Annotated in this window: 11 protein-coding genes and 1 riboswitch; of the genes, 10 read left to right on the top strand and 1 reads right to left on the bottom strand. The window is 45.7% G+C overall.

The window, feature by feature from the left end; all coding sequences use genetic code 11:
* The first annotated feature begins 46 nt into the window (after window positions 1-46).
* The 3 genes from D1155_RS08310 to D1155_RS08300 all read left to right on the top strand — a co-directional run bounded on the left by D1155_RS08310 (window position 47) and on the right by D1155_RS08300 (window position 4,262).
* On the top strand, window positions 47-1,126 hold the full coding sequence (locus D1155_RS08310) for a DUF4430 domain-containing protein (protein WP_160201934.1): 1,080 nt from the start codon (window positions 47-49) through the stop codon (window positions 1,124-1,126).
* Between the two features lie 22 nt (window positions 1,127-1,148).
* Window positions 1,149-2,441 carry a fibronectin type III domain-containing protein gene (locus D1155_RS08305; RefSeq protein ID WP_160201933.1) on the top strand — a complete coding sequence of 431 codons (1,293 nt, stop codon included), beginning with the start codon at window positions 1,149-1,151 and terminating at the stop codon, window positions 2,439-2,441.
* A gap of 129 nt (window positions 2,442-2,570) precedes the next feature.
* Window positions 2,571-4,262, top strand: a complete 1,692-nt coding sequence (locus D1155_RS08300; RefSeq protein ID WP_160201932.1) for an AAA family ATPase — start codon at window positions 2,571-2,573, stop codon at window positions 4,260-4,262.
* A 391-nt stretch (window positions 4,263-4,653) separates the two neighbouring features.
* Here D1155_RS08300 and D1155_RS08295 read toward each other — a convergent pair whose 3' ends face one another.
* Entirely contained in the window at window positions 4,654-4,797 is a 144-nt protein-coding gene (locus tag D1155_RS08295) for a hypothetical protein (RefSeq protein ID WP_160201931.1), read from the bottom strand.
* Window positions 4,798-5,013: 216 nt separating this feature from the next.
* On the opposite strand from D1155_RS08295, the gene D1155_RS08290 reads away from it, so the two are divergent.
* From D1155_RS08290 to D1155_RS08260, 7 genes are all read left to right on the top strand, one after another.
* The gene (locus tag D1155_RS08290; RefSeq protein WP_160201930.1) at window positions 5,014-5,568 is read left to right on the top strand and encodes an RNA polymerase sigma factor; all 555 of its coding nucleotides are present in this window, start codon (window positions 5,014-5,016) and stop codon (window positions 5,566-5,568) included.
* Window positions 5,565-6,377 (top strand): hypothetical protein, encoded by an 813-nt coding sequence (locus tag D1155_RS08285; RefSeq protein ID WP_160201929.1) that lies wholly within the window; start codon window positions 5,565-5,567, stop codon window positions 6,375-6,377. The genes D1155_RS08290 and D1155_RS08285 overlap by 4 nt, the downstream gene beginning before the upstream one ends.
* 453 nt (window positions 6,378-6,830) lie before the next feature.
* Window positions 6,831-7,028: riboswitch (cobalamin riboswitch) on the top strand.
* A 168-nt stretch (window positions 7,029-7,196) separates the two neighbouring features.
* Complete coding sequence (locus D1155_RS08280) at window positions 7,197-7,964, top strand: sugar phosphate isomerase/epimerase (protein WP_160201928.1); 768 nt, start codon at window positions 7,197-7,199, stop codon at window positions 7,962-7,964.
* Window positions 7,965-8,019: 55 nt separating this feature from the next.
* Window positions 8,020-10,233: a UvrD-helicase domain-containing protein gene (locus D1155_RS08275; protein WP_160201927.1), complete on the top strand. Its 2,214-nt coding sequence runs from the start codon at window positions 8,020-8,022 to the stop codon at window positions 10,231-10,233.
* A gap of 14 nt (window positions 10,234-10,247) precedes the next feature.
* On the top strand, window positions 10,248-12,221 hold the full coding sequence (gene ligA, locus D1155_RS08270) for an NAD-dependent DNA ligase LigA (RefSeq protein ID WP_160201926.1): 1,974 nt from the start codon (window positions 10,248-10,250) through the stop codon (window positions 12,219-12,221).
* Window positions 12,214-13,320 (top strand): AIR synthase family protein, encoded by a 1,107-nt coding sequence (locus tag D1155_RS08265; RefSeq protein WP_243151054.1) that lies wholly within the window; start codon window positions 12,214-12,216, stop codon window positions 13,318-13,320. The genes ligA and D1155_RS08265 overlap by 8 nt, the downstream gene beginning before the upstream one ends.
* Before the next feature lie 277 nt (window positions 13,321-13,597).
* Window positions 13,598-14,482 (top strand): MBL fold metallo-hydrolase, encoded by an 885-nt coding sequence (locus D1155_RS08260; RefSeq protein ID WP_160201925.1) that lies wholly within the window; start codon window positions 13,598-13,600, stop codon window positions 14,480-14,482.
* Window positions 14,483-14,673 lie beyond the last annotated feature (191 nt).

The raw sequence follows: 14,673 nt of genomic DNA, 5'->3' as shown, positions 1-14,673 counted from the left end.
ATAAAATGTTAATGTAAATTTTTATATCACTGAGGAGGAAAAAGAAATGAAAAGAAAATTAGTATCTTTGCTGCTGGTTTTGACATTGGTAGTGTCTTCTGCAGCTGCAATGAGCTGCGTGTCCTGGGCAGCAGAGAAAACCGCTACCGTTTATGTGACCGTCAGCAACTGCGGTGACGTTGCTGTTACAGAAAACGGAGAACCTATGGCAGACGTAGCTGTAAAGGTTGCGGCTGACGCAACGGTGGATGAAGTTATGAAAGCATTCCATGATGCGTATTGTAAAGACGGCTACAAGATGGAAGAAGGAAACTGGGGGCCTTTTGTTTCCAAACTTTGGGGTGTTGAAACGACCAACACGTTATTCTTTGTCAACGATACGGCATTGGTAGAAACCATTCCTAACGTAAAGATTAAAGATGGCGACAGAATCGTCGCTTCCATCAACGCTGATGGTGATCATTTCTCTGACTATTACACTTATTTCAGCCAGAAGAAAGCTGATATTACCACAGGCGAAGACCTTTCTCTGACGCTGAAAGGATATTCCGGCATGATGGGCGGAGAGGCAGCAGCTATTGCAAATGTACAGCTTGGTGTTGTCACTGACAAAGGCTTTGTGGCACTGGAGGGTGTTGTGACCGATGATGCAGGAAATGCTGTCATTAAAATGGATCCAGCGCAGTTTGAGGTAGGTAAGACTTATGTGATTTCCGCAAAGGGAATCGTGCCGACTACTGCAAGTGACTGGAATACAGGGGAAACTTTTGACGTGGATGCGCCGACCATTGCGCCGGTTTGCAAAGTAACTGTACAGAGCAAGATTGCAGCAGGCGTAAAGGCTACTAAAATCACTAGCGTAAAAGCAACTGCTTCCAAGGGTAAGGTTGCGTTAGCGTGGAAAAAGAGCGTAGGTTACAAGGTGGACGGATATCAGGTATATCGTTCAACTAAGAAGTCCAGTGGATTCACAAAGATGTTTACTACAAAAGCAAAATCCTATAAGAACACCAAATCCCTGAAGAAAGGCACTCGTTACTATTACAAAGTCAGAGGCTACAGAGCTGTAGACGGAAAGACAGTTTATACAAACTGGTCCGATACTGTTTCCGCAGTGGCGAAATAATAGAAAGTGATAGAAAGTGACAATGATGAAAAAATTGTTAAGTATGCTTTTATCTTTGACTCTGGTATGCACTTTGGTGCTTTCTCAGGCGGCTTTTGTCCACGGGGCAAGTGTCAGCTGGAAGACTGCCATGACTAAGACAGAAAGCTATATGACAAAGAAACTGACCAATCCGACTTACGGTGACGAATGGGCACTAATCGGGCTTCTCAGAAATGGTGCGGCGGTTACAGATGCTACCTATAACAAATACTGTAAAAATCTTGCGCAGGTTTTAGCAGATAAGAAAGGCGTACTGGACGCCCGCAAATACAGCGAGTATTCCAAAGTAATTCTAACCCTGACTGCTATGGGAAAAGATCCGACCAATATCGGCGGCTACAATCTCTTTGAGAAAGTAGCGGATTTTGAAATGGTAAAGAAGCAGGGAATCAACGGACCGGTCTGGGCACTGCTTGCGCTGGACTGCGGAAACTATGAAATTCCAAAAGTTGAAGGAATTACTCAGGTGACCAGCAGAGAACTTTTGATTAAAACCATCTTGTCTCAGGAAAAGGAAGGCGGCGGTTTTGCTCTGACTGGCGATGCTGCTGATGTGGATATTACCGCTATGGTATTGACCGCGTTGGCACCGTATCGGGCGCAGGCCGATGTGGGCGCAGCCATCGACCGTGCTGTTGCCGTGCTTTCTGAAAAACAGATGGCAGATGGTGGGTTTCAGACGCTGAATACTCCCAATGCGGAAAGCAGTGTACAGGTAATTGTGGCTCTGACCTCTCTGGGAATTGATCCATGCAAGGACACACGTTTTGTTAAAAACGGTAAGTCTGTTCTGGATGCGCTGCTTACCTATTATGCAACTGGCGGCGGATTCCGTCATGTAAATAAATCCACTGTAGGCTATGAGCCGGTTGTCAATGGCCTTGCGACGGCGCAGGGATATTATGGGCTGACGGCATACAGCAGGTTTTTAGATGGGAAAAATTCCCTCTACAATATGCAGGACGGAAAGACCATTGCGCGACCGGTAACGACGGCGATTTCCTCGCTGAAGTCGCTGAAAACCAAACAGATGACTATCAAGTGGAAAAAGGTTTCCGGGGTAAAGGGCTATGAAATTGTTTATGCTACAAACAGCAAGTTCACAACGGGAAAGAAGACCGTAACAGCTTCCGCTTCCAGTGTGCAGAAAACCATCAAGAGCCTGAAAAAAGGAAAAACCTATTATGTAAAAATCCGCGCCTATAAAGATAATGGCGGGGGAGGAAAGCTCTATGGCGCGTACTGTACTGTAAAAAAAGTGAAAGTGAAATAAGAAAGAAAAAGGAAAGAGAATGTCCGAGGGGATGTTCTCTTTTTGGCTATGCAGCAGAAAGAAAACTTACTTGTGATTTTCCCGTTTTTCACGTATACTATAGCTACGAAGAAACGAGGTGAGGCGAAGATGGATAAGAAAAGAATTCCCATTGGATTTGAGGATTTTAAAGAAATTAGAGAAAATAATCTGTACTTTGTAGATAAAACACAGATGATACAGGAAATACTAGATGGCAGTAAAGTGACTCTGCTTACAAGACCGCGCCGTTTCGGAAAAACCTTGAACCTTTCCATGATTCGCCGCTTCTTTGAAGATGAAAGAACACCGGAAGGTGAGAAAATCGACAACCGCAGTATATTTGAAGGACTTGCCATTATGGACGCGGGAGAAAAATATCTTGTCCATATGGAACAGTATCCGGTGATTTCCTTGTCGCTGAAATCAGGGAAGCAGAAGGAATACCGGCTGGCATACGGAGAGCTTAGAAAACGCATTAAAGAGGAGTTTAACCGGCATCAGTATGTGCTCAAGGAAGATGTACTTACGGAAGAAGAACGGAGTAATTTCTGTGCTCTGATGAGCGGAACGGAAGACGAACAGCTTTATCTCGATGCACTGCGCTTTCTGTCTCAGTGCCTGTATCACTATCACGGAAAAGAAGCGGTCATACTCATCGACGAATACGATGTGCCGCTAGAAAATGCGTATTTTGAAGGATTCTACGATGAGATGATTGGATTTATCCGTTCTCTCTTTGAGTCAGCGCTGAAAACCAATCCGTACCTGAAACTGGGCGTAGTGACAGGTTGTCTTAGAATCAGCAAAGAGAGCATCTTTACAGGGCTGAACAATCTGGAAATTAATTCCATTATCGGCAAGGATTACAGCAGCTGTTTTGGCTTTACCGATGCGGAAGTGCGGGATATGCTGGCATATTACGGCCTGTCGGACAGCTTTGAAGAAGCAAAAGCGTGGTACGATGGATATTTGTTTGGAGAAACAGAAATCTATAACCCATGGAGCATTCTCAGCTATGCGAAGAGTGTCCGGTCCGGTAATGAGATTGCGACAAAGCCTTACTGGTCCAATACCTCCGGCAACGGTATCGTGCGAGAACTGATAGAGGACGCCGACGATATTACCAGAGAAGAACTGGAAATTCTTATGGACGGAGGAACCATCGAAAAACCGGTCCACGAGGAAATTACCTATGGCGATATACATTCCTCCAGAGATAATCTGTGGAACTTTCTGTTCTTTACAGGATATCTGAAGATGAAAAGTCAGAGGATAGAAAACCGGGATATCTACATCGAAATGTCCATTCCAAATGAGGAAATCGCGACAATTTATGAGAGAAGCATCAGAGAATGGTTTGATAGGAAGATTGAAAGTGTTGATAGAAGCCCCCTCATCAAAGCCTTGGAGGAGGGCGACTGTGAGGCTGCCGCGGGCTTTATCTCTGCCCAGCTGATGGACACCATCAGTTACTTCGACTATGCGGAGAGCTACTATCACGGATTTCTGACAGGACTTCTGAAAAACAATGGGCGCTATTCGATTCTTTCCAACAGGGAAAGCGGAACGGGCAGACCGGACTTGATTCTGAAAGAAAAGAAGTTTATGGGGAGAGCGATGATTATAGAGCTGAAAGCCGCAAGGACATTTGCGGAGATGGAAGCAAAGTGCGAAGAGGCTCTTGCGCAGATAGAGGCGCAGGATTATGCAGCGCCCCTTGCCGCAGACGGCTACCGACCGATATTAAAATACGGCATCGCCCTGTACAAGAAAGGCTGCATCATAAAAATGGCAAAATAGCGAGCAGGGTAAACTTAGTCGGCTCAATGAAGCGACCCGCATGTGCGGGTCGTTTACTGTTTTTTATGTATACATGCCGCTCATGAGAACCCAGTCCTTCCTCTGTGGCTTTTAGAAAGCAAAAGACTCTGCGTGGCGGCAGAGTCTTTCACTTGCGATATTTAGTATTTAATTAAGAAAGAACGTTCAAAAGTGTGCAAACCATTAACTTTTGACTCTTTAACTATAACTTATTTTTGTGGTGATTTCAAGAAGAAATTGAGAAATTTTATATGATTTTCTTGAAGGACAGTGTAAGAGACAAAATCAAATATTACAATAGAAAAATAGCTGCTGGCACAGACGCATGAAAGCGGGTTTTGTGTGCACAGCAGCTATCGGAATGAACCTGTTACAGGGAAGAAAATTCGCCGCTATAAAGATCTGCGAGTAAGTCATCCCAAGTTCTTACTGTTTTCAGAGTCAAATAATTGTTTACTAAATCTTCACTTTTTCTTGTGCAAAAATCCAGATACAACAGTAACAATTTCTTCATATTATATTCCCTCCTCAAAACTTGGCAAAACATATTAAACCGGTAGGTAAATTATGATAATATTATAGCTCCACTTTTTTCCTTTGTCAAGGGATATTAAAAAGTTTGTTGTAAGATTGATATAGAAAGAGCGTGTTCTTTGAGATATAATTTTATAGAATCTGTGTAACCTGAAATTTTTTTTCACGTCTATAGAAGTGAAGGGAGGTGCAGACTGTGACAGAGGAAGAAATCGTAAAGCTATATTGGCAGAGGAACCAAGGCGCTATTGCACAGACAGAGGCGCTTTACGGAGAGAAACTTCTGCATCTGGCAGAAAATATTTTGCATAATCATCAGGACGCAGAGGAGTGTATCAGCGACACCTATTTGAAAGCCTGGAATGCCATACCGCCGAAAAAGCCGGACAATCTCTTTGCTTACCTTGCCAAGATTTGCAGATTTGCATGTTTTGACAGACTGGACTGGAATCAGGCAAAGAAACGAAACATGACAGTGATAGAGTTATCAGCGGAGCTGGAAGCGTGCATTCCCGACGGCGCTGTACAGCGCCGGATTACAGGTCAGGAGATTGGCGCTTTGCTGAATTCCTTTGTAAGGCAGTTGCCCCTTGCGAAAAGGCAGATGTTTTTGCGCAGGTACTGGCTGGGGCAGTCTATTGAAGAAATTGCGGAACTTATGGGATGCAGTCAGAGTAAAGTGAAGACGGGGCTTCACCGCATGCGGAAGGCACTGCGCAGCTATTTGGAAGAAGAGGGGATATCAATATGAACGGAAAAGATTTGCTTACAGCGATGAGTTATTTGGAAGAGGAAAGCGTTGCGGAACTTTTTACATGGGAGCGCAACGCCAAAAGGAAACCGCCGAGGTCTTTGAAAGGTATAGGGGTTCTGGCAGCCTGCATCTGCATCGCGGTGATCGGCGTGTTTTTGCACGGAAAAGGAAGTGTTGTCTCGCCGGAGACGGAAATGATGCACGTGCAGCTGTCTGCCATAGCACTCAACGAAATTGACGGTCTTGGCGGCGATCGAAAGATTCATCTTCCCAATCACTGTATAGAAGAGGTCTGGGATAGAGAGGCTGTTGCCGCATACTTTGGAAGGAATCTGCAGCCGGCATATATTCCAGAAGGATTAAAAGAATCGCCTAACAACGATAAGAAGACAGTGTTTATGCTGGGAGAAAAACCATATTTAGATGAAGTTTCACTGGACTTTTATCACGGCTTTTACGCAGACGGAATGCCGATGTGGACGGAAGATGCTGCCGCCGAGAAAGGCTTTACGCTGACCGCATGGAGAAGGGGGCTCACCAGAGATTATCTGTGGATCAGTGAGGATGACCGGCTGGAAGTTTCCATCATTGGAGATACAGAAGTAACCTTTGGCTATCGGGCTATGGAGTACGGGCCTTATGATGAGAAAACCCATGCGCCGGCAGGCACCTATGATTTATATGTGGCGACCTTTACAATGGAGGGGGTTCACTACGAAATCGTCAGCCACCAGCTGCCGCTGTCAGAATTGGTGAAAGTGGTGACTTCTTTTATCTGCGAGACCGATCAGGTTGTGGTGGAATAGAGAAGGACTTGATGTATCGTGCCAGTATGTGGATTATGCGGAGAGAAAAACAGAGAGAAAACTTAACCTAAATCTTGATTTTGCGTAAAAAGTGTATAAGTGCAGATAAGAGTTTTGCTTTGGGATTTTAAATATCTTGCGTTTTATGCAAGATATCTAGAAAAACTGAAAAAATCTTACGTAAAATGTAATAGATTGCGGTAAAATCAGTGGCAGCTGCGACGCAGTTTGCGTATAGGGGAAGACTTGCACCGAATGCGTTTAAATAGGTTATACATTTTTTTCGTATTTCTTTATTCTCGGTTAAGACTTCGCCATCGTCTTATACATTTTTTTATAAAAAGTGTATTATAGGTTAAGCTGCTGTGACGGCAGAGCCGCTTAGGGCTGCTTGGGATAAGTAAATCTGTTTTTACGTTGACTTTTCATCATAAATACACTATAATAAAACTGTAATTCAACACAATCTCATGTTCCTTCTGCGATAGATTCCGATGCGCAGGAGGCTAAGAGGGAAACAGGTGCAATTCCTGTACGGTCCCGCCACTGTAAGGGAGGAGTTTCTTCTAAGGTGCCACTGGAGTTTTCCGGGAAGGCAGAAGAAATGCTGAGCCCCAAGTCAGGAGACCTGCATGAGATGAATTTCCGGATTCGGCGGTGAACCGAAGTTCCGCGAAGAGTACAGCAAATACGGGCTGTGGGTTATCCACAGCCCTTTTTTTGAAGCGTGGATGACCGGCTTTTCATTCTTTTTTCATACGGATTGAGGCAGGTATCGTCAGCCTGCCTCAGCTATTTTTTGAAAGGAACATAGAAGAGATGAAGGATAAAATTTGTATTGCGACATTTTCGGAAAACGCTGCAGCGGTTATTGCCAAATACGGTCTTGGCATAGAACTCAACGACATTTGTATATCGGAGGCACTGGATGCAGAACAGGAAGAAAATACCATATCGTCAATGAAAAAGGAAATATCTGACTCGCAGGCAAAAACTGTAATTATGCACGGCCCTTTTACGGAGATTATTCCGGCATCTATCGACCATAGGGCGGTGGAGTTAGGATTAACCAGGCTTGAAGAGGCGTACAGCATGTGCAGGAGGCTGGGGGTAAATCGAATGGTGGTGCACAGCGGATATCAGCCCCTTTTATATTTTAAGGAATGGCATCATGAGAAATCTCTCTATTTTTGGAAAAAGTTTCTGGAAGATAAGCCGGAGGATTTTACCATATACATCGAAAATGTTTTTGAAGATGAACCGTATATGATGAAGCAGCTGTTAGAGGAACTTGACGACCCGCGGGCACGCATTTGTCTTGATGTAGGCCATGCCAATGTCTGCACCCTGCCGGAATACGATATCTTTGACTGGCTTTCCGTGCTGGGACCTTATATCGGGCATTTTCATCTGCATAACAATGATGGAATGGCAGATTCCCATGGACCTGTTCATCAGGGGGCTATGGATATGAAAAAAGTTTTGCAGGAAATAGCAAGGCACTGCGGGCAAGATGTAACCATGACCATTGAAAGCAGGCAGTGTGCGGAAAGTGCTGCATGGCTTTGTCAATATTTTCGTGCATAGAACGTTTGTTTGTGGTAGAATAAAAGAACATTTAAAATAAGGAGAGTTTACATAGATGAGTTTAGACAGATTGAACGACAAACAGAGACAGGCAGCTATGATGATCGAAGGACCGCTGCTCATTCTGGCTGGCGCCGGATCCGGCAAGACCAGCACCATGACAGAGCGTATCGCTTATATGATAGAGCAGGGGATATCCCCTTATCACCTTCTGGCTGTAACCTTTACCAATAAGGCGGCAGCTGAGATGAGGAGCAGAGTAGAGGATTTAGTAGGCAGCTGCAGGGACATGTGGATCATGACATTCCATTCTATGTGTCTTCGGATTTTGCGGTATCACTGTGAGATCATCGGCTATGATCATAACTTTGTCATCTATGACAGCACAGATCAGAAAACTATCGTCAAGAATATCATCAAGGCACAGAATATCAACGATAAGGAGTTCGGTGCGCCGTATCTTCTCAGCATTATCAGTTCTTTTAAGGAAAAAGCTGTGGACGCAGAGGGTTACCGAAAGACCATGGAGGATAACTTCAAGACGAAGATTATTTATAACGTGTTTAAGGCATACGAGGAGGAACTTAGGAAGAACAACGCCATGGACTTTGACGACCTGCTCTTAAACACAGTCAGACTTTTTGAAGCGGACGAGGCGATTTTGCTCAAGTATCAGAATCGGTTTCGTTATATCATGGTAGATGAATATCAGGATACGAACCATATTCAGTATAAGCTGATAAAGATGCTTGCTGAGGGCCATCACAATCTTTGCGTAGTAGGTGATGACGACCAGTGCATCTATCAGTGGAGAGGTGCGGATATCAGGAATATTTTAGATTTTGAAAAGGACTTTCCTGAGGCAAAGGTGGTCAAGCTGGAGCAGAACTATCGCTCCGTAGGCAACATTTTGGCGGCAGCCCATTCCGTGATCGAAAACAACCACGGCAGAAAAGGTAAGAAGCTGTGGACCGAAAAGGAAGCTGGCGATAAGATCAAATATTACCGCGCCGACACGGAAAAGGACGAGGCGCGTTTTGTGGCGCAGCAGATCGACCTGATGAAAACCAGAGAGCGGAAGTTCAGTGATTTTGCCATTCTTTACAGGACCAACGCTCAGTCCAGACATTTTGAAGAGGCACTGACTGCAAGAGACATCCCATACAGAGTACTGTCGGGGCTGCGTTACTACGACAGAAAAGAAATCAAGGATGTGATGGCATACATGCGCCTTGTAGTAAATCCGTACGACGACCTTTCCTTTAAGCGAGTAGTCAACGAGCCGAAGCGGGGCATGGGAGATAAGTCAGTGGAAAAGGTTGAGGCATTTGCCAAGGTCAGAGGGGAAAGTCTGCTGCAGGCTTTGTCTGATGAAGAGGTGCTTTCCACCCTTCCGGGAAAAGCGTACGCCGGCGTCAAGGCGATGGTAGAATGTATCAACCTTTGCAGAGCCGAGAGGGAGAACCTTAGGGTGTCTGACATTTATGACAACCTCCTTGTAAAAACCGGATACATGAAAGCCCTGGAAGATGCAAATACTGTAGAGGCAGAGGGACGTATCGAAAACTTGATGGAATTTAAATCGGTTATTTACGATTACGAAGATGAAGCCGAGAATCCGACCATCGAAGAGTTTATGGAGAAGATCACTCTGATGGCAGAAGTCGACAACCACGATGAGAGTCAGGATGCAGTAGTGCTCATGACCATGCACAGCGCAAAGGGATTGGAATTTCCGGTCGTATTTTTGCCGGGACTTGAGGACGGTCTTTTTCCGGGGCACAAAGCCTTTGATACGCCGACAGGTATGGAGGAGGAACGCAGGCTTTGCTATGTAGGCATGACCCGTGCAAAGGAAACGCTAATCTTGTGCAGCGCAGCTATGCGAACACTCTACGGACGGACGGACTATACCAGAGAGTCCCAGTTTTTGCGGGAGGTTGATAAGAGACTCCTTGAGGGAGACGCTGTGTATGTCAGAAAGTCAAGAGATAGCGGTCTAGGTGTATCCACCGGATCTATCGACGGTTATGCAGCAAAGGAAAGCCCGAAACCTTACGATGCGCTGCGCTTTGCAAAAGCAGCCACCCGTGCCAATGTAAGCGCTGCGGCAGGCGGTGAAGATTTTGCTATCGGAGACAGAGTGCGCCATGCTAAATTTGGAGAGGGACTCGTCATCGATCAGGATGACAAGACGATGACTGTTATTTTCGATGCTGCTGGACAGAAAAAAATGGCGAAGGGTATCGCTCCGCTAAAGAAAATTTAGGAGATAAAATGACCATGGAAGACAAAAAGTCTTTAATGAAAGAGAAAATAGAGATTTTGAATAGAGCCAGCAAGGCGTACTATCAGGATGCTGAGGAGATGATGTCCAACTTTGAGTACGATAAGCTTTACGATGAGTTGGCAGCTTTAGAGGCGGAAACCGGCATGATTCTGGCAGGCAGTCCTACGCAGAATGTGGGATATGAGGTGCTTTCGGATCTGCCGAAGGAGCGGCATCCGGAGAGAATGTTGTCGCTGGATAAGACAAAGGACAGACAGGCGCTGGCAGAATGGCTTGCAGGACAGAAGGGGCTTTTGTCCTGGAAACTGGATGGACTTACCATTGTACTGACTTACGAGGAAGGAAAGCTGGTTAAGGCGCTGACTCGTGGAAACGGAGATGTTGGCGAAGTGATTACAAACAACGCCCGCGTCTTTGCCAATGTGCCTGTGGAAATTCCGCATAAAGGCAGACTGGTTCTGCGTGGAGAAGCAGTAATCAAGTACAGCGATTTTGAGAAGATCAATGCTTCTATCGGGAATGCCGATGCTAAATATAAAAATCCGAGAAACTTGTGCAGCGGCTCTGTACGTCAGCTGAATAACCGCATTACCGCTGAGCGAAACGTCAATTTCTTCGCTTTTAGTCTGGTGGAAGCTGCAGGCGTAGATTTTGCGGGCAGCCGGCAAAAGCAGATGATGTGGCTTTGTGACCAGGGCTTTGATGTTGTGGAATACAGGATGGTAGACGCAGAAAATGTGGTAGATGCCGTTGGATATTTTGAAGCAGCAGTGGCAGATAACGATCTGCCGTCGGACGGGCTGGTTCTGAGTCTGGATGACATCGATTATAGCCGCAGTCTGGGGACTACTGCAAAGTTTCCAAGGGATTCCATTGCATTTAAGTGGCAGGATCAGGTTGCGGAGACGACTTTAAAGGAGATTGAATGGAGCGCATCGAGAACTGGTCTGATTAATCCGGTGGCAATCTTTGAACCGGTAGAACTGGAAGGAACCACAGTGAGCAGGGCATCGGTGCACAATATCAGCGTGATGCGGGATCTGAAACTGGGACTTGGCGATACCATTACGGTGTACAAGGCAAACATGATTATTCCGCAGATTGCAGAGAATCTGACGGGAAGTAATGATATAGAAGTGCCGGAGAGTTGTCCGGTCTGCGGAGAGAAAACTACAGTGAAAAACGACAATGGCGTAGAAACCTTGTACTGCACCAACGAGGCATGTCTCGCAAAGCAGATTAAACGGTTTACATTGTTTGTTTCTCGCGACGCAATGAATATAGACGGTTTGTCAGAGGCGACCATCGAAAAACTGATTGCAAAAGGGCTGATTCGTGAGTTAGCGGACCTGTTTGCGCTGGAACAGTATCGGGAACAAATCACAGCAATGGAGGGTTTTGGAGAAAAATCCTTTGAGAATTTGGCATCATCCATAGAAAAAGCGAGAGATACGACGCCGGAACGGCTCCTTTACAGTTTGGGTATTCCGGGCATCGGTGTTGCCAATGCCAAGGTAATTATCAAAGCCTGCGGCCGCAAGTGGGACAAAGCTGCAGCACTGACCCGTGAAGAACTGATTGAAATCGATGGAATTGGCGAAATTATGGCAGACGCCTATGTATCGTATTTTGACGATGAGGCGAAGCGAAAGGAAGCGGAAGATGTGCGTGCCATGGTGCGTCTCGATGAGACGGAAGAAGAAACGGCAGACTTTCTGGAAGGAAAGACATTTGTTATTACAGGTTCTTTGCAGCACTATGAGAATCGGGATGCACTGAAAGCAGAAATTCAGCGGGCTGGCGGCAAGGTAGCAGGCTCTGTCAGCGCAAAGACCGCATATCTGATTAATAATGATCTGCAGTCCACTTCCGGAAAAAACAAGAAAGCAAAGGAACTTGGTATTCCTATTATAGATGAAGAAACAATCAAGACTTGGATTGAAACAGGGGTGATAGAAGATGTGTAAGGAAGACGAATTGGCGAGGTCGGCTAAAAAAATGACGAGGTGTGCAGAGGCATCGCCGCTGGAAGCAGAGTTAGCATCTGGCGGAACGCAGGCCCTTGCTCCACTGAAAGTCGGCAAGTTGGACAGCGATGTACTGCAGGAAATTGTACTGGACAGGATTACCTACCGCAGACCTGAAGTGAAAACTCGTGCAGGTGTGGGAGAAGATTGTGCCGTTATCGACTTCGGATCATATGATTGTGTAATTTCCACTGATCCAATTACAGCAGCTGTTTCTGAAATTGGCCGGCTGGCGATTCATATTTCCTGCAACGATATTGCCAGCAACGGTATAGAACCCCTTGGCATTACCCTGGCAGTCATGCTGCCTGTAGGAACAACCATTGAAGATGTAGCAACGATCATGGAGCAGGCGGGAGAAGCGGCAGAAGCTTCTGGTGTTGAGATTATCGGCGGTCATACCGAAGTGACGCCGGCGGTGAATCAGCCGGTTATCGTCTCTACTGCTTTTGGTCGGGCAGTTTCAGGCAGCTGCCAGTCAGCGGGCGATATGCGCCCGGGCGATTATGTGCTTCTGACAAAATGGGCGGGGCTTGAGGGCACTGGCATTATTGCAGGCGATTTTGAAGCAGAACTGGCAGATGTGCTGACAAAATCCGAGCTAATACATGCAAAATCGCTATTAGACGATGTAAGCGTCGTGAAAGAGGGCACTGCTGCCGGAAAGATTGGAACTGGCGGTATGCACGATGTAACTGAGGGCGGCATTCTGGGAGCAGTCTGGGAGATGTGTCATATCGCAGACCTTGGTGTAGAGCTTTGGGAAGAAGCCATTCCGGTGCAGCCGGTTACAAGAAAAATCGCAGACCACTTTGGAATCAATCCGCTGCGGCTGATTTCCAGCGGCTGTATGATGATCATTGCAGCGCCGGAGAAGAAGGAGGCGCTGCTGGAGGCGATTACAGCGGTAGGTGTGCCGGTTTGCTGTATTGGGCGGATTTGCGCCAAGGAGGCAGGGCTTGTGCTGATTGGAGCAGACGGTGAGCGGTCTGAAATCACGCCGCCAGAGCCGGATGAGTTGTATAAGGTGGTAAAATAACAAAGCTTTTAACCTATAACGATAAAATCGCGAGAAAATGTATAAGGAAATCGGCAAATCTTAACCGAAAATGAAAAAAATAGGGAAAAGTGTATAAGAAAGATTGTGCAGCAGTGTGGATTTTGTAAAAATTGTTTAAATGCAGGGTTGATTTAGAGGATTTTAAGAGTTGAATGCAGGGACTTTGCGCAAACTTGAGAAATTTTTATACATTTTTTAGCCATAATCAAATTACAGGTTAAATTTTCTCTGCTGATAAACGAGGAAAGGGATTAAGATGTACGAGTTGATACAGGTAGGTGAACGGACTTATTACATAGAGTGCCCTGCAAAAATGGGACTCTTCAGGATTAATCAAGAAGAGGTTTGTCTCATTGACAGCGGCAATGATAAGGATGCCGCAAAAAAAGCCCTGCGCATCATCGAGGGGCAGGGCTGGAAGCTGAAGATGGTAATCAATACCCATTTTCATGCAGATCACATTGGTGGAAATCAACTGCTACAGCAGCGGACCGGCTGCACCGTGTGCAGCCGTGGCAGCGACCGCGCCTTCGTGGCGCGGCCGCTGCTGGAGCCGGCGTTTCTCTTCGGCTCCTGTCCGCCGCACGAACTGCAGAACAAATTTTTGATGGCAAAGGAAAGTGTGGTTACAGAACTGACAGAGGAACTACTTCCAGAAGGTTTATCTATGATAGAACTTCCTGGTCATTCCGATGCGCAGTTTGGACTTAGAACCTGCGATGATGTAGTCTTTCTGGCAGATTGTCTTGTAGGCCAGGAAACTTTGGATAAATACCGAATTTCTTATATATTTGATATGGGAAGATATCTGGAGACATTGGAAATGGTCAAAGGGATCTCTGCCAAAGTCTTTGTGCCAGCCCACGGCGCAGCCTGTGAGGATATCGTACCTCTTGCCCAGGTAAATATTGATAACGCTATGGAAATCATGGACGACATTCTGAATCTTTGCTCCAACAAGGCGTTGATTTTCGATGATATCATGGCGGTCCTCTTTGAGAAATATAACCTTTGTTTTGATTTGGGGCAGTATGTACTCAACGGAACTACAGTGAAGGCCATGCTGACCTATCTCCATGAGGCAGAGAAGATGGAGATTGTAATAGAAGGCAATTATATAAAATGGAAGTCTGTTTACTAAAACGCCGTTCGTGGGCGAGAGATTATCATGTAAGTTTTATGCAGGCAGCATGTGGAAATAGCCAAACTCCTCAGTCTCTCCTAAATATGAAGGTTTGTCAAACATATGTTACAGCGTCATGCAAAAAATTAAATAAAGTATCTTTAGGAGAAAGCCACTTTAATGGACGCATAGGAAAGTTGTTGTACTTT

This window comes from Anaerotruncus sp. 80, from assembly GCF_009936115.1.
Taxonomy (GTDB): domain Bacteria; phylum Bacillota; class Clostridia; order Peptostreptococcales; family Anaerovoracaceae; genus Senimuribacter; species Senimuribacter intestinalis.
This window is presented reverse-complemented; position numbering and strand designations above follow the sequence as displayed.

Excerpts from the sequence above, each read along its gene's own strand:
- D1155_RS08310 (WP_160201934.1), top strand. The coding sequence starts at position 47 with ATGAAAAGAAAATTAGTATCTTTGCTGCTGGTTTTGACATTGGTAGTG.
- D1155_RS08305 (WP_160201933.1), top strand. The coding sequence starts at position 1,149 with ATGATGAAAAAATTGTTAAGTATGCTTTTATCTTTGACTCTGGTATGC.
- D1155_RS08300 (WP_160201932.1), top strand. The coding sequence starts at position 2,571 with ATGGATAAGAAAAGAATTCCCATTGGATTTGAGGATTTTAAAGAAATT.
- D1155_RS08295 (WP_160201931.1), bottom strand. The coding sequence starts at position 4,797 with ATGAAGAAATTGTTACTGTTGTATCTGGATTTTTGCACAAGAAAAAGT.
- D1155_RS08285 (WP_160201929.1), top strand. The coding sequence starts at position 5,565 with ATGAACGGAAAAGATTTGCTTACAGCGATGAGTTATTTGGAAGAGGAA.
- D1155_RS08280 (WP_160201928.1), top strand. The coding sequence starts at position 7,197 with ATGAAGGATAAAATTTGTATTGCGACATTTTCGGAAAACGCTGCAGCG.
- D1155_RS08275 (WP_160201927.1), top strand. The coding sequence starts at position 8,020 with ATGAGTTTAGACAGATTGAACGACAAACAGAGACAGGCAGCTATGATG.
- ligA (WP_160201926.1), top strand. The coding sequence starts at position 10,248 with ATGGAAGACAAAAAGTCTTTAATGAAAGAGAAAATAGAGATTTTGAAT.
- D1155_RS08265 (WP_243151054.1), top strand. The coding sequence starts at position 12,214 with ATGTGTAAGGAAGACGAATTGGCGAGGTCGGCTAAAAAAATGACGAGG.
- D1155_RS08260 (WP_160201925.1), top strand. The coding sequence starts at position 13,598 with ATGTACGAGTTGATACAGGTAGGTGAACGGACTTATTACATAGAGTGC.